We start from the raw sequence: 15,534 nt of genomic DNA on the forward strand, positions 1-15,534 counted from the left end.
CCATGCGCCGCACCCGCGGCGTACGGTTGTCGGCGTGATGCGTCCCACGATTCAGACACTCGGCCAACTTCGCGCTTCCGGGCACGTGCAGAAGAACCTCCGCACCGAGATCCGCGACAACCTGCTCGACGCTCTACGCGAGGGCCGCGACCCCTGGCCAGGCCTGCACGGATTCACCGAGACCGTCATCCCGCAGGTCGAGCGTGCGGTGCTCGCCGGCCATGACATCGTGCTGCTGGGAGAACGCGGCCAAGGTAAGACCCGCCTCCTGCGCACCCTCGTCGGCCTGCTCGATGAGTGGACACCCGTCATCGACGGCTCCGAGCTGGGCGAGCACCCGTACGAGCCGATCACGACCGCGAGTCGGCGCCGCGCGACCGAACTCGGCGACGACCTGCCCGTCTCGTGGAAGGCGCGCGAGGAGCGCTATGTCGAGAAGCTGGCCACCCCCGACACCAGCGTCGCCGACCTCATCGGCGACGTCGATCCGATGAAGGTGGCAGAGGGCCGCAGCCTCGGTGACCCCGAGACCATCCACTTCGGCCTCATCCCGCGCAGCCACCGCGGCATCGTCGCGATCAACGAACTCCCCGACCTCGCCGAGCGCATCCAGGTAGCGATGCTCAACGTGATGGAAGAGCGCGACATCCAGATCCGCGGCTACGTCCTCCGCCTCCCGCTTGACGTGCTCGTCGTCGCGAGCGCCAACCCCGAGGACTACACCAACCGCGGCCGGATCATCACCCCGCTGAAGGATCGCTTCGGCGCCGAAATCCGTACCCACTACCCGACGGCGCTGGTCGATGAGATCGCCGTGATCCGGCAGGAGGCGGACCTCGTCGCGACCGTGCCCGACGCGCTGATCGAGATCCTCGCCCGCTTCACAAGGGCCCTGCGCGAGTCGAGTTCCGTCGACCAGCGCAGCGGAGTGAGCGCCCGCTTCGCCATCGCCGGCGCCGAGACCATCGCCGCGGCCGCCCTGCACCGCGCCACCCGCCGCGGTGAGAAGGAGGCGGTCGCCCGCCCCATCGACCTCGAGACCGCGGTCGACGTGCTCGGCGGCAAAATCGAATTCGAGTCGGGTGAGGAGGGGCGCGAGGACGAGATCCTCGATCACCTCCTCCGCCAGGCCACCGCCGAGACCGTGCGCGCGCACCTGCGCGGCGTCGATCTCGGCCCGCTGGTCGAGGCGGTCGAGAACGGCGCGATGGTCACCACCGGCGAGCAGGTGACGGCGCGCGAGTTCCTGGCCGGACTGCCCCTGCTGGGCGAGGCGCGAGTGTACGACGAGGTCGCCGAGCGCCTGGGCGCCGTGGGGGAGGGGCGCCGGGCCGGAGCCGTCGAGCTCGCCCTTGAGGGCCTCTACCTGTCGCGCAAGCTGAGCAAGGAGACCGGCGGGGGCGAGGCCGTCTATGGCTGATGCTCCGCGCGGCAACCGGCGGCTCAAGCGCGACGCGCGCTACGCGAAGTACGACGGTGGACCCGATCCGCTCGCCCCTCCGGTCGACCTCGCCGAGGCCCTTGCTGCCATCGGCGAAGACGTCATGGGCGGCACCTCGCCCGAGCGCGCCCTGCGCGAATTTCTCCGCCGCGGCAGCCGCGACCGTGAGGGACTTGACGACCTGGCCGCCCGAGTGGCCGAGCGTCGCCGGGAACTGACGCAGAAGAACAACCTCGACGGCACTCTCCGCGAGATTCGCGCGTTGCTCGATCGGGCCGTGCTCGCCGAGCGCAAGCAGCTCGCCCGCGACGCGCAGTTGGACGACAGCGACCGCGCGTTCGCAGAGATCCAGCTCGACAGTCTCCCGCCGTCGCCAGCCGCGGCCGTCTCGGAGCTCCGCGACTACCGCTGGCAGAGCCCCGAAGCGCGCGCCGACTTCGAGCGGATCCGTGAGCTCTTGGGCCGCGAACTCCTCGATCAGCGCTTCGAGGGGATGAAGCAGGCGCTCGAGAACGCGAGCGACGAGGACCGTGCCGCGATCGACGCGATGCTCCACGATCTCAATGAGCTGCTCGAGGCACACTCCCGAGGCGAGGAGACTGTCGAGCAGTTCACCGCCTTCATGGCGCAGCACGGCCAGTACTTCCCCGAAAACCCCGAGTCGGTCGAGGAGCTGATCGACGCCCTCGCCGCCCGCGCGGCCGCGGCCCAGCGGATGCGCAATTCGATGACCGCCGAGCAGCGCGCCGAACTCGACGCCCTCGCCCAGCAGGCTTTCGGCACCCCCGAGCTGATGCGCTCCCTCGGCCGTCTCGACGAGACCCTGCGCGGGCTTCGCCCCGGCGAGAACTGGGGCGGCTCCGAGCGGATGGACGGCGAGCAGGGCCTCGGCCTCGGCGACGGGACCGGCGTGTTCCAGGAACTGGCCGACCTCGACGTGCTCGCCGACCAGCTCGCCCAGTCCGAACGGTCCCCCCTTGATGACCTCGATCTCGACCTGCTCGCGAAGCGCCTCGGCGAGGATGCCGCGGTCGACGCGCAGACCCTGAAGCGCCTCGAGCGCGCGCTGCGCGACTCCGGAACCCTGCGCCGCGGCTCCGACGGACGCCTTGCGCTCAGCCCCAAGGCGATGCGGCAGCTCGGCAAGGCTCTACTGCGGGACATCGCCGAGACCGTCTCCGGTCGCCAGGGTGCCCGCGACATTCGGCGTGCGGGCGCGGCCGGCGAGCGTTCGGGAGCGACGCGCGCCTGGGAGTTCGGCGACACCGAAGCCTGGGACATCCCTCGTACCGTGACCAACGCCCTCACCCGCACGGCAGGCGAGGGTCGCTCGGTCGGCTCCGGCGTGCGTATCGAGATCGGCGACGTCGAGGTGCAGGAGACGGAGGCTCGCACGCAGGCCTGCGTCGCTCTGCTCGTCGACACTTCGTTTTCGATGGCGATGGACGGCCGCTGGGTTCCGATGAAGCGCACGGCTCTCGCTCTGCACACCCTGATCAGCAGCAGGTTCCGCCACGACGCGTTGCAGCTCGTCGCGTTCGGCCGACGCGCCGAGGTGATGGACGTCGAGCAGCTGGTGGGCCTCGACGCGGAGTGGGACAAGGGCACGAACCTGCACCACGCACTCCTGCTGGCGAACCGGCACTTCCGCAAGCACCCGAACGCCCAGCCCGTGCTCCTGATCGTCACCGATGGCGAACCGACCGCGCACCTCGAGCCCGACGGCGGCGTCTTCTTCGACTATCCGCCCGACCCGGTGACCATCGCCGTCTCGGTCCGCGAACTCGACGCCTCCACCCGCCTCGGTGCGCACACGACGTTCTTCCGGCTGGGAGAGGACCCAGGGCTCGCCCGCTTCATCGACTCGCTCGCCAGCCGGGTCGGCGGCTCCGTGGTGAATCCGGAAGCGGATGACCTGGGTGCCGCCGTGGTGTCGTCGTACCTCGGCGCCCGCGAGGCTGGGCCGGGGGCTGTCGGCGACGAGCTATTCGGGCGCGGCTGGAGCTTCTGAGCGGGGACTGCCGTTCCAAACGAAGGAAGGATTCGCTCGAAGGCTCTCAGACCCCGCGTGTTCGCGGTGCGCCGATCGTGTTCATCCTTCGTAGGGAACATCCCCGTCTAAAACAGCGGCCAAGGAACCGCCGGCATGTCTCCGCGGGGACCCGGGAACCGCCCAAAGGAGCCGAGCCGCTCGCAGCGTTTCGCGAACGCGGCGACTTCGTCCTCGGTCAGCAGTTCCGAGAGGGTGGCGCCGAGCGATCCGTCGACCTGCCGCCGCAGCAACGCCAGCGCCGTCAGCTCCTCCTCGAGCAGCGGCTCGCCGATCCAGCCCCACAGCACCGTTCGCAGCTTGTGCTCGGCGTGAAACGTCAGCCCGTGGTCGACTCCGTAGCGGTGCCCGTCCGGCAGAGCCAGCACGTGCCCACCCTTGCGGTCGGCATTGTTCACGACCACGTCGAAGACGGCCATCCTCCGCAGTGCCGTCGAGTCCTCGTGCACGAGCGAGATCTCGCGGTTGTCCTCATCGCTGCCGTCGAAGACGTGCCGCCACCCCTCGGGCATCGCGCCGGCCGGCACCACGTCCACCGCACCCTGCTCCGGATCGATGTCCTGCCAGAGCTGCACCATCCCCGGCCCGAGCGGTCCGTCGCGGAGCCAGGTGTGCGGCACGACGTTCCAGCCCAGTGCTTCCGACACGAGGTACGCCGCGACCTCGCGCCCGGCGAGGACGCCGTCGGGGAAGTCCCAGAGCGGCTTCTCACCCGACACCGGTTTGTACACAACCGATGCGTCGCCGAGCCGCGCGAGGAACGTCGCGTTGGAGGCGACGGTGATCCGGCCGGCCAGCTCCAGTTCGCCGTCCAGCCCTCCGGCGGTGCTCATAGGAGGGGGCAGGCGTGCCCGTCGGAGTCCATCGGCTCGCCGCAGCGCGGGCACAGCGGACGTCCGGCCCCGACGACCTCGAGCGTGCGCTTGGCGAAGGCGCGCGCCGTGCCGACGGGGATTTTGACCTGCAGCATCTCGGTGGGTTCCCGTTCGTCGACGGCGTCCTCGTCCGCCTCGGTCAGCGGGTACGCCTCGATCACGATCTGAGCGGTCGACGGATCCCAGCCGAGGCTGAGCCCGCCGACCCGGAACTCCGGCTCCACCGGCTGATCGAGCGGATCGTTGTCGACGAGTTCGGGAGGAGTGCCCGCGGGAACGCTCACCGGGTTGCCCTGGGCGGTCATCAGCTGATCGAGGATCTCGTCGACCTTCTCGGCGAGCAGGGCCGACTGCTGCTTCTCGAGCCCGACGCTGACCACGCGGGGGCCCGCCTTGGCCTGGAGGTAAAAGGAACGCGAGCCGGGAGCGCCGATGGTTCCGACGACGATGCGGTCGGGCCAGTCGAATTCATGGACTATCGGGGGCATGTTTCGAGTCTACGAGCGGTCGCGGATCGGTGGCGTGAGATCGCCGCTGCCGCTACGCCGGAGCGACGTCATAGCGGTATCGGAGGTTCTGAAAGATGACGTCGATCGGCAAGTAGCCCATGATCCCCGCGATCCGACCCCGCCCTCCGACGAGGATGATGCCGTAGAGCGTGCCGCCCGTGCTCGCGACGGGACCTCCCGAGTCTCCGTCGATGACGTTGTAGCCGTTGGAGGTCCTGGCCGCCATCTCATCCGGCGCCCACCCGAAGGCCGGCACGTCCTCCTCGAGTTCAAAGGAGCAGTTGGTGAAGCTCACCGCACCACTGGTGCAGAAGCGCTCGCCGAAAGCCGGGACGCCGGTCCCCAGAATGGGGATGGCCTCGGGAAGGCCGCCGTTGCTGAGGACGATCCGCCCGACCGCTCTCGGGGTCGGGTTGCTGATGGTGCAGTGATGGAGCTGGGAGGAGCCGCTACAGAGGGGCCGGGAGATCATCGACGGGGGCACCGTCACGATCTCGACATCGTGCGTTGCCGAACGCCAGGTCACCGTGCCGACGACCTGACCACCGACGGTGACTTCGACGCCCAGGCCGGCGCAGTGCTTTGCCAGAACGACGTAGCGGGTCGCACGCGCCACCGGTGTCAGGAGCGACATCATGCTGCTGGAGCGGAGGACGGCGCCCGCGGTACAGCGGTGGGCTCCCTCCACTCCGAGGGAGGTTCCCGCCACGATCGGAATCTGGTCGCGGAGGGATTGCGCAGTCGCGGCGGGCGCTGCTGGACCGAGGAGTGTGAGAAGTGCGACGGCGCAGATTCCGCCGAGCCTCGCGAGAGAGCGACGCGCGGAGCGGATTGTGGTCACTCGTGCCTTCCTGGAGGTAGTCGGGGACATGGCGCGTCGAACGGGCGAGACCGCCGGAGACCGGCCTTTCTCGAGGTATTGGCTTGACATTCGGTAGCTGCCAGGCGCGAACGTTCGGCGGTTCTGCTAAGCCGGTGCGAGTTCGTAGTCGTATCCGAGGTCGTGGAAAATGGTGGACATCGGGATATAGCCGAAGACGCCCGCGTGGTCATCTTCTCCTCCGGAGATGATGATGCCGTAGAGTCTGCCGCTGATGTTCGCCACCGGCCCACCCGAATCCCCGGGCTGGAGGGAAAAGCCGGTGGTCGTATGCGCGGCTAGTTCACCCGGTGAGAGCCAGGAGGACTTGACAGAGGCAATTTCGAATGTGCAGTTGACAAAGCTCACGGCGCCGCTGGTGCAAAAGTGTTCGCCGACTCCGGCGATGCCGAAACCGGGAACCGGAACGGCTTGCTGGGTCGAGCCGCGGTTCAGGATGATCCGGCCGACGGCCCGCGGAGTGGCGGGCGGGATAGAGCAGTGGTGGAGCTGAGACGCGCCGCTGCAGACTGGCCGCTGCACAGTAGAGGGCGGGATCTTCACGAGTGCGAGGTCGTAGTCCGAGGAGACCCAGGTGATGGTGCCGGCCACGGCGTCACCGACCTTGACGGTCTCGCCTACTGTGCCGCAATGTCCCGCCATCACGACGTAGCGGGTCGCGTTCGCGATGGGCCAGGCGCGGGAGAGCAGACCTGTGGCCCGGAGCACGGCGCCCGCCGTGCAGAACCGTGCGCCCTCCACCTCGAGCGCCGTGCCCGCGACGATCGGAATCTGGTCGCGGAGGGATTGCGCCGTCGCTGCTGGCCCGGCCGGACCGAAGGTCACGACGGTGGCGAGTCCACAGATGGCGACGAAGAGCGCGGCCGTGCGGCGCGCTGCGGAGGGAGATCTCATATCTGGTCTTTCTTGCGTCTGAGGGAAATAAAGGGATGAGGTGAAAGCCGCAGGAGGACTCGGTCGACGTGGTGCGCGCCACAGATTGTGGCACCGAAAGCGCCGGTGTGGCGCACGGTAGAGGGAAACGGCGCTGTCATCATGGCGGCGCGAGGTCGTAGCTGTATCTTAAATCTTGAAGGATGAGCGGAATCGGCAAATAGCCCATGATGCCTGTAGAGGTTCGCAGTCCCCAGCGCAGAAGGATGCCGTACAGTCGGCCATTGGTGCTTGGCGCAGGGCCGGGCGAGTTCAGAACCCGGTGGAAAGCCCTGAGGCAGAGTTTCCGTGATTTCGAATCCACAGTTGACCGGTGCCACCGCTAGGCCGGCGCGAGTTCGTAGGAATAGCCGAGGTCCTGAAAGACGACATATATCGGCAGGTATCCCATCATCCCCGGATGCGCTGGCTCCCCTCTGAAGAGGATGATCCCGTAGAGCCTGCCGCCGATGCTCGCCACGGGCCCTCCCGAGTCTCCGAAGATGACGTTGCGGCCGTTGAAGGTCCGGGTGGCCGCTGCACTTGGATTCCAGTCGCTGCGAGGAACGTCGACGATACGGAAGCCGCAGTTCACGAAGCTCACCGAGCCGCTGGTGCACAAGCGTTCGCCGACGGCCGGGACTCCGGTACCGGGAATCGTCACGGCTCGTTGCGCCGATCCATCATTGAGGATGATCCTGCCGACGGCTTTCGGAGTGGCCGAAGGAATGACGCAGTGATGCAGCTGGGATGCTCCGCCGCAGAGCGGTCGCTGGGCCGTTGAGGGCGGAATCGTCGCGATCGCGAGGTCGTAATTCGGCGACGCCCAGGTCACCGAACCGACGACCTCGCCACCCACTCTGATCGGATTCCCCAGGTCGGTGCAATGCCTGGCGAGAACGATGTACCTGGTCGCCCGTGAGATAGGCGTTGCGCGTGAAATCCAGCTTCTCGAGCGCAGCACCGCCCCCGCGGTGCACCGACGAGCGCCCGTGAGTTCGAGTGCGGTCCCGGCCATTATCGGAATCTCGCTGCGAAGGGATCGGGCATTCGCAGCAGGAATGGCTGGACCGAGCAGCGCAACAATACAGATTCCGGCGACGAGCGCTGCTGTGCCGCGTGCTGACAAAGTGACGCGCATCGGGGTTCCTTGTGGCTGTGAGCGACAGCCTTGTGTCGGTGGAGTAGCTCGTCGTCCCGGAATCTCGTACGATTCACGAGCGGGAGTGAGTGACTCTAGCGCGGCAGGGGTAAGGGCGACTGTCGGAGGCATGAATGTTGATTCAGTGAAAGAGTCGCGGCTCTCTTTGCGATGAGAGTATCGCCATCCGCGCCACCGCTAGGCCGGCGCCAGACCGTAGATGTAGCCGAGTTCCTGGAGGACGAGAGGAATGGGCAGATACGCCAGGGTACCCCGGTACTCGTTTATTGCCGCCGAGATGATGATGCCGTAGAGCCTGCCGCTATAGCTCGCGACGGGCCCGCCGGAGTCGCCGGGGATGGGCATGAGGCCGTCGTAGGTGCCGGCCGCTACTGTGCCAGGCGGCCATGATATCGGCGGAATAGGAACGGAGGAGAATCCGCAGAGGACAAAACTCATGGCGCCGCTCGTGCAAAAGAACTCGCCGACGGCCGGGACGCCAAAACCGGGAACCGGAACGGTGGCCGGAAGCGGCCCGCTGTGCAGGACTATCCTGCCGACTGCTCGGGGAGTAGCGTCGGGAAGGGTGCAGTGGTGCAGTTGGGATGCTCCGCTACAGACCGGTCGTTGGACCTGGGAAGGCGGGATCGTCGCTATCGCGAGGTCATAGGTGGCCGATCTCCAGGTCACCGAGCCGACGACCTGACCGCCGACCACGACGGCACTCCCGATGCCCGCGCAGTGCTTGGCCAGGACGACATAGCGGGTTGCGCGACCAATCGGGGTTGCACGCGACAACCAGGTTCTGGGCTCAAGCACAGCGCCCGCGGTGCACCAGCCATAACCGCGCAGTTGGAGCGCTGTTCCGGCGACAACGGGGATCTGATCGCGAAGGGATTGAGCGTTCGCCGAAGGGAGAGCCGGACAGAGAGTCGCGAGAGCGGTTATGCCGCAGATACCGGCGAGAATAGCCGTGGCGCGGCGCGGTGAACGCGAAACTGTCATGAATGCCCTTTGGCTTGTTCTCTTCTGTCACGGAGAGTGACGAGACATTGTGAGGCCTGGGTTCCGAGGGCAGCGTGATTGTCGCGTGAGTGTTGGCTCAGACGGGGGCTCGCCCCTCATCGTTTCTCCCGCAGGGACGGGGTAGGCACGTTGTGGCGCCCTCATTCGGGGGGAAGAGGCCGCCCTGTGTCGTCTCGGCGTCGCGTCCCTCGTCTACGCGACCGGCCAACTCTGCCGCTACGCCGGTGCGAGGTCATAGGTGTAGCCGAGATCCTGGAAAATGAGATCGATCGGTAGATACCCCATCAGGCCCGCCTTCGGGCCATAACCTTCGAGGAGGATAATTCCGTAGATTTTGCCGTCGGTGCTTGCCACGGGACCTCCCGAGTCTCCACCGACGATGGAGCGCGTCGTGCGACTTCGGGCGCACGCGGGGAGCATGTCTCGCGCGCTGGGTGGGACGTAGACCGTTTCGAAGCTGCAGTTGACAAAGCTGATGGCCCCGCTGGTGCAAAAGCGCTCACCGTTCGCCGGGAGTCCTTTGCCGCGGACCGGAACGACTTGCTCGCGGCCGGCGCTGTCGAGGAGGATGATCCGGCCGACTGCTTTCGGGATGGCGGGCGGAATGGTGCAGTGGTGGAGTTGCGATGCTCCCGTGCAGACGGGCCTCTGCACCGTCGATGGGGGGATTTTCACTATCTCGAGGTCGTATCTCGATGACACCCAGGTGACTGTGCCGACGACAGTGCCCCTGACGGAGATGTCGCTTCCCAGGCGGGCGCAGTGCTTGGCCAGTGCGATATAACGGGTCGCTTGACCGACGGGTGAGGCTAGTGACAGCCAGCTCCTCGATTTGAGCACCACGCCAGCGGTGCACCATCGGTCTTCCGGCACTTCTAGGACGGTCCCGCCGACGATCGGAATCTGTTCGCGGAGCGACTGCGCCTGCGCGGCCGGTGCAGCGGGCCCGAGGGCCACGAGAGCCACACTGCCGCAGACGCTTGCGAGAAGGGCCACGACGGTGCGACGAAGTGAACGGAGTCTAGTCATAGACGTCTCTTTCTGATGATCAATCGTCACCGTACAGGTGCATGAAGTGGTTGCTCTAGCGCCCAGGGCGTCACCCGGCGTCACTCGGGGAATGGCAGCGTCGGCGACTTAGGCGCGGCAGTTCTGCACACTCCTGACTCCATTACTAGGCCGACGCGATGTCATAGGAATAGCCGAGGTCTTGGAAGATTCTCTCTATCGGCAGGTACCCCACCAGGCCTGTGTTCGCACCGGTCCCTTGAACGATGATGATGCCGTAGAGCGTGCCGTTGATACTCGCTACCGGACCTCCCGAATCTCCCGGGACGACGCCGCGGCCGCTGAGGCTGCGGGCCGTGACTTGGCCGACGACCCGCGTATTCGGGGGATTGTCGACAATTCGGAAGCGACAGTCTGTCCAGCTGAAGGCGCCGCTGGTGCAGAAATGTTCATCTGCTGCCGGAATTCCTGTGCCGGTCACGGGAACGGCTTGCGGCACCACTCCACGATTGAGGACGATCCTGCCGACTGCTCTCGGCGTGAAGGAGGGAATGGTGCAGTGGTGCAGCTGGGACGCTCCGCTACAGACAGGCCGTTGCACCGCTGACGGAGGTACAGTCGCTATTTCGACGTCGTACGTCGTCGATTCCCAGGTGACTGTGCCGACCTCGGCGTCGCCGACCCTGATCGCCTCTCCCATGTCGGCGCAGTGCTTCGCCATGACGACGTAGCGGGTCGCGCGCGCAAATGGTGCGACGAGTGATGTCCAGCTTCTCGATTCGAGCACTGCGCCAGCGGTGCACCATCGTGCTCCCGGCAGCTCGATGGCGGTGCCGGCGACGATCGGAATCTGGTTGCGCAGTGAGGATTGTGCATTCGCGGCCGGAACAGCGGGGCCGAGAGCCGCAAGGACGCAGACGATGGCGACGAACACGATGCCGCCGTGTAGTGAACGAATGAGCTTCATTGAAAGGTGTCCTTCTCGTCATCGTTAAATCGGAGTATGTGTCGGCGGCGCAGGACCTACGCCGGCGCAATGTCGTACGAGTATCCGAGATCCTGGAAAATGGTCTCTATTGGCAAGTAGGCAATCATGTCCGGGTATCGGGGATACCCGCCTCGGTTGATGATGCCGTACAGCGTTCCGCCAACGCTCATGACGGGGCCTCCCGAGTCTCCGATCATGACATTACGACCATTATGGGTCCGGCCGGCCAATTGACCGGCTCCCCATCCGACAGGCGGAACTCCGGCGGGTCGGAAGCCGCAGTTGACGAAGCTCACGGAACCGCTGGTGCAGAAGCGCTCTTCGGGGGAGGGGCTGCCGATACCCGAGATCGGAACCGCCTGTGGCTGAGAGAAATTGGTGACGATGATCCTGCCGACTGCTCTCGGCGTGGCAGGGGGAATAGTGCAGTGGTGCAGTTGCGACGCTCCGCCGCACACCGGACGTTGGACGGTCGACGGTGGAATCGTGGCGAGCGCGACGTCATAGGTCGGCGATACCCAGGTCACCGTGCCGACACTCTGGCCGTCGACCTCGATTTCATCGTCCACGGAGGCACAGTGCTTGGCTAGCACGACATAACGGGTTGCTTGCCTGAACGGCGTCGCGAGCGACATCCACGTTCGAGATCTGAGTACAGCACCTGCGGTGCACTGACCAGCGCCCGGCAGCTCGAGTGCCGAACCAGCCACGATCGGAATCTGGTCGCGGAGACTCTGAGCATTCGCCGCGGGGGCAGAAGGAGGGAGGGCTGCGCCACTCGCGCAGCTGCACATCACAGCGAGAAGTGCCACTGCGCGGCGAATGGATCGGGTCATTGTCTTCAAGAAATCCCTACTATGTGTCATCGGTCGCCTGCTCCGCCATTACGCCGGTGCGAGATCGTAGCCGTAGCCGAGGTCTTGCGCGATAAGGTCTATCGGGAGATATCCCATTGTGCCCGCGTGCTCGTCATGTCCTTGAAAAAGGATGATGCCGTAGATTGTGCCGTTGATGCTCGCTACCGGACCTCCCGAATCTCCGGGAGCGACAGTGCGGCCGTTGTCGCTCCGCGCAGTCGCGGGTACGAATCCCCTCGCTGCCGGCGGAACATCCATAGTGCGGTAACTGCAGTTGACGAAGCTGACGGCGCCGCTGGTGCAAAAGCGTTCGCCGACCGCCGGTATTCCCGCGCCATGGACAGGAACCGGTTGTTCGCGCCCTCCGCTGCCGAGAACGATCCGGCCGAGCGCTTTCGGTGTCGCTGCGGGAATGGTGCAGTGGTGCAGCTGAGACGCCCCGATACAGGCGGGCCTCTGCACGGTCGACGGGGGCACCGTCAGTATCTCGAGGTCATCGACCGGTGACACCCAGGTGATTGTGCCGACGACAGTACCGCCGACCTTGATGGCATTCCCGAGCGAGCCGCAGTGCTGAGCCAGTGCGATATAGCGAGTGGCGCGAGCAATAGGTGAGGCCCGTGAGATCCAGCTACGCGATTCGAGCACGACACCCGCGCTGCACCATCGGGCTCCCGGCAGTTCCAGGGCGGTGCCGGAGACAATCGGAATCTGGTCGCGAAGAGTCTGTGCGTGCACGGCCGGTACAGCGGGACCGAGAGTCACGAGAGCGACCATGCCGCAGACGCCCGCGAGGAGTGCCGTACTGCGTCGCAGTGGTCGGAGGGACTGCATGGGACGCCTTTCTGTTGAGTGCTGGTCGGTCGTTCGATGAAGAGCTACAGTCCTCAGCGGGCGCGAGGCTGTACTCATAACCGAGGTCTTGAAAGATGGTCTCTATCGGCAGGTAGCCCATCATGTCCGGATAAACGGGATAGCCGCCCAAGGCGATCATTCCGTAGAGCGTGCCACCGATACTCATGACGGGACCTCCCGAATCTCCGAAAATGACGTTTCGACCATTGGTGGCTCGCGCGGCCAGTTCACCGGCTCCCCAGCCGACGGGCGGAACGCCGGTGGGAAGATAGCCACAGTTGACGAAGCTCACGGCGCCGCTGGTGCAGAAGAATTCTTCGGGGGAGGGGCTTCCGGTACCCGAGATCGGAACCGCCTCTGGTCGCGCGAAGTTGGTGATGATGATCCTGCCGACTGCTCTCGGTGTGGCGGCGGGAATGGTGCAATGGTGCAGTTGTGACGCTCCGGCGCATCGAGGACGTTGCACCATCGACGGAGGAATCGTGGCGAGTGCGACGTCGTAGGTCGGCGAGGCCCAGGTCACCGTGCCGACGACCTCCCCGCCGACTCTGATTTCCCTTCCGACGCCGGTACAGTGCTTGGCCAGCACGGCACAGCGAGTCGCTTGTCTCAACGGCGTCACGAGTGACATCCACGTCCTGGACTTGAGGACCGCACCCACGGTGCGATGGCGAGCGCCGACCGGCCCCAGTGCCGTACCAGCCACGATCGGGATCTGAATTACGAAGGCTTTGGGCGCGTGCTGCGGGAGTGGCCGGACCAAGGAGCGCAAGAGCCGCACTGCAGAGAATAGCGAGAAGCGCCACTGCGCGACTCACGGAACGCGTGAACGTCATGACTGCCTTTCTGAGGTGTGTTCGTCCGCCACGGGATAGCTGTCGCCCGTGGGCGGCAGCGCTTATCCCACCTGCGCGGTCCCTAGGCTGGCGCGATGGCGTAAGCGTTGTCGAGGTCCTGGAAGATGGCGTGTATCGACAGATAGGCCAAAAGATCCCGGTGGAGGGGGTACCCGGCTTGAATGACGATTCCGTAGAGCGTGCCGCCAATGCTCATGACTGGAGCTCCCGAGTCTCCCGGCGCGACGTTTCGGCCGTTGGTCGATCGGGCCGCCAGCTGGCCGGCTTCCCACCCCGTTGGCGGAACGCCTGCGGGGTGGAATCCGCAGTTGACGTTGGTTATGGAGCCGCTGGTGCAGAAGCGCTCGCCGGGCGTGGGACTTCCGATACCCGAGATCGGCACCGACCGCGGCCCCGAGGGGCTGTCGATGATGATCCTGCCGACTGCTCTCGGTGTGGCGGCGGGAATGGTGCAGTGGTGCAGCTGAGAGGCGCCGGAGCACACCGGACGTTGCGCGGTCGACGGTCGAATGGTGACGAGAGCGAAGTCGTAGGTCGGCGATTCCCAGGTCACCGTGCCGACGTTCCGGCCCCAGAGTTCCACTTCTGCTCCTACCCAGACGCAGTGCTTCGCCATGACGGCGTAGCGGGTCGCTTGTCTGTATGGCGTCGCGAATGACATCCAGTTTCTGGACTTGAGCACAGCGCCGACCGCACACTGACGGCCGCCTTGTAGCTCCAATCCCGTGCCTGCCACAATGGGAATCTGATCGCGAAGATCGACGGCGTTCGCCGCCGTAGTGGTCGTCCAGAGGGACGTGAGCGTCGCCATCACGCAGAGGGCGGCGAGAAGTGCCACTCGGCGGCGTAAAGAACGGGTCACGGTCATGGTTCTCTTTCTCGGGTTTCGTGAACTGCGCAGCAGAGGGCGTGTCTGTCGCGGGTCCTGTGCGCGGTTGATTAATGCGTGACGCTATCGCCTCCGAGAGGAAGGAACCGTGTTCGTGGCATGAGTATCGACTCAGTGCGCATTCGCTTGCTGAGGGAGGCGGCGAGAAGGCGGCAATAATCCGCGGGAAAAGCGGCGAGAACCTGCGAAGCGTGCGGCGACTACTCCCCGCTGATGGGTGAACAGATCCCTGTCCATTGGCCGGGTAAAATTTCGCGCCGCCATTCTTTGACGTATCAGGCGGGATCTCTGATACGAGCGGGCAACGATGCACCCTCGTGCGAGGGCGACGTGGTCGTGCTGAGACTGCCCCCTCTGCGGTGTGCCCCTTCCGCACGAGCAGACCTTCCGCGCCCTAGTCGTGCCCGGCGCCTCCGCCGACCGTCGCCTCGGTCGAGGCGACCCTCAGCCATCCCAGATCGCCCGCTTCCGTGTTCATCGCCACGACCTCGGGCCGTCCCTGGCCGTAACGGATGATCGACACCGACGCGGGCCCGATGCTCAACCGCTGGAACAGGTCGAGGTGCATCCCGAGCGCGTCGGCAAGGATCGCCTTGATCGGGTCCCCGTGGCTGACCGCCGCCCACACCGCGTCGGCGCCGTGCTCCTTGGCCACCGCCGCGTCATGACGTCGGATCGACGCGACAGCCCGCGCCTGCATCGCGAGCAGTCCCTCACCGCCCGGGAAGACAGCGGCTGAGGGCTGGCTTTGCACGGTCGCCCATAGCGGCTCCTTCGCCAGATCGCGGAGCGAGCGGCCCTGCCACTGCCCGTAGTCGCACTCGGTGATGCCCCTGTCGATCACGGTCGCCGGCGATCCGCTCTGCCGCTCGAGAACGAACCGCGACGTCTGTCGGCATCGCTCGAGAGGGCTCGACACGACTGTGGCGAGCTGAACAGCCGTCAGCCGCTCTCCTGTGCGCGCCGCCTGAGTGCGGCCCACATCGTCGAGCCGCACTCCGGCGGCGCGGCCGGCAAGGATCCCCGCGGTATTCGCTGTGGTACGCCCATGCCGGACGAGGAGAAGCGTGGGCATGAGCCCAGCGTAGACGCGCCCCCCTCTTTCTTTGCCGTACTGAGATGCCCGAGATGGTCGGCGCTCACGGCGTGTCGAGCGCAGTCTCGGGCAACTCAGTTCGGGGGACGTCGTGGAGGAGACTCCGTCGTGTGACGGATGTGCGCGGACGGCGGTGCGTCTACTGTGGCC

Annotated in this window: 14 protein-coding genes; 2 read left to right on the forward strand and 12 right to left on the reverse strand. The window is 66.0% G+C overall.

Annotated features, from left to right (window positions below; all coding sequences use genetic code 11):
- Positions 1 to 37: 37 nt before the first annotated feature.
- Both B0H03_RS00220 and B0H03_RS00225 read left to right on the forward strand, forming a co-directional pair.
- Positions 38 to 1,420 (forward strand): MoxR family ATPase, encoded by a 1,383-nt coding sequence (locus B0H03_RS00220; protein ID WP_104266129.1) that lies wholly within the window; start codon positions 38 to 40, stop codon positions 1,418 to 1,420.
- Entirely contained in the window at positions 1,413 to 3,452 is a 2,040-nt protein-coding gene (locus B0H03_RS00225; protein ID WP_104266130.1) for a vWA domain-containing protein, read from the forward strand. Before B0H03_RS00220 ends, B0H03_RS00225 begins: the two co-directional genes overlap by 8 nt.
- Positions 3,453 to 3,559: 107 nt before the next feature.
- Here B0H03_RS00225 and B0H03_RS00230 read toward each other — a convergent pair whose 3' ends face one another.
- From B0H03_RS00230 to B0H03_RS00275, 12 genes are all read right to left on the reverse strand, one after another.
- On the reverse strand, positions 3,560 to 4,324 hold the full coding sequence (locus tag B0H03_RS00230; protein ID WP_104266131.1) for an SCO1664 family protein: 765 nt from the start codon (positions 4,322 to 4,324) through the stop codon (positions 3,560 to 3,562).
- Complete coding sequence (locus tag B0H03_RS00235; RefSeq protein ID WP_104266132.1) at positions 4,321 to 4,854, reverse strand: DUF3090 domain-containing protein; 534 nt, start codon at positions 4,852 to 4,854, stop codon at positions 4,321 to 4,323. Before B0H03_RS00235 ends, B0H03_RS00230 begins: the two co-directional genes overlap by 4 nt.
- 52 nt (positions 4,855 to 4,906) lie before the next feature.
- Positions 4,907 to 5,716, reverse strand: coding sequence for a chymotrypsin family serine protease (locus tag B0H03_RS00240; protein WP_104266133.1), 810 nt, complete (start codon positions 5,714 to 5,716; stop codon positions 4,907 to 4,909).
- Between the two features lie 126 nt (positions 5,717 to 5,842).
- Complete coding sequence (locus B0H03_RS00245) at positions 5,843 to 6,649, reverse strand: trypsin-like peptidase domain-containing protein (protein WP_104266134.1); 807 nt, start codon at positions 6,647 to 6,649, stop codon at positions 5,843 to 5,845.
- A gap of 361 nt (positions 6,650 to 7,010) precedes the next feature.
- Complete coding sequence (locus tag B0H03_RS00250) at positions 7,011 to 7,526, reverse strand: chymotrypsin family serine protease (protein WP_104266135.1); 516 nt, start codon at positions 7,524 to 7,526, stop codon at positions 7,011 to 7,013.
- 480 nt (positions 7,527 to 8,006) lie between these two features.
- On the reverse strand, positions 8,007 to 8,813 hold the full coding sequence (locus B0H03_RS16065) for a chymotrypsin family serine protease (protein ID WP_127844064.1): 807 nt from the start codon (positions 8,811 to 8,813) through the stop codon (positions 8,007 to 8,009).
- Positions 8,814 to 9,050: 237 nt separating this feature from the next.
- Positions 9,051 to 9,863 carry a chymotrypsin family serine protease gene (locus B0H03_RS00255; RefSeq protein WP_104266137.1) on the reverse strand — a complete coding sequence of 271 codons (813 nt, stop codon included), beginning with the start codon at positions 9,861 to 9,863 and terminating at the stop codon, positions 9,051 to 9,053.
- Between the two features lie 145 nt (positions 9,864 to 10,008).
- A complete protein-coding gene (locus tag B0H03_RS00260) occupies positions 10,009 to 10,809 on the reverse strand; it encodes a chymotrypsin family serine protease (RefSeq protein ID WP_104266138.1) in 801 nt (266 codons plus the stop codon).
- Positions 10,810 to 10,865: 56 nt separating this feature from the next.
- Positions 10,866 to 11,399, reverse strand: coding sequence for a hypothetical protein (locus B0H03_RS00265; RefSeq protein WP_127844065.1), 534 nt, complete (start codon positions 11,397 to 11,399; stop codon positions 10,866 to 10,868).
- A 315-nt stretch (positions 11,400 to 11,714) separates the two neighbouring features.
- Positions 11,715 to 12,521: a chymotrypsin family serine protease gene (locus B0H03_RS00270; protein WP_104266140.1), complete on the reverse strand. Its 807-nt coding sequence runs from the start codon at positions 12,519 to 12,521 to the stop codon at positions 11,715 to 11,717.
- Between the two features lie 939 nt (positions 12,522 to 13,460).
- Positions 13,461 to 14,267, reverse strand: coding sequence for a chymotrypsin family serine protease (locus B0H03_RS16070; RefSeq protein WP_127844066.1), 807 nt, complete (start codon positions 14,265 to 14,267; stop codon positions 13,461 to 13,463).
- 415 nt (positions 14,268 to 14,682) lie between these two features.
- Positions 14,683 to 15,363 carry an MSMEG_4193 family putative phosphomutase gene (locus tag B0H03_RS00275; protein ID WP_104266141.1) on the reverse strand — a complete coding sequence of 227 codons (681 nt, stop codon included), beginning with the start codon at positions 15,361 to 15,363 and terminating at the stop codon, positions 14,683 to 14,685.
- Positions 15,364 to 15,534 lie beyond the last annotated feature (171 nt).

The organism is Rathayibacter iranicus NCPPB 2253 = VKM Ac-1602 (assembly GCF_003149025.1).
Lineage (GTDB): Bacteria > Actinomycetota > Actinomycetes > Actinomycetales > Microbacteriaceae > Rathayibacter > Rathayibacter iranicus.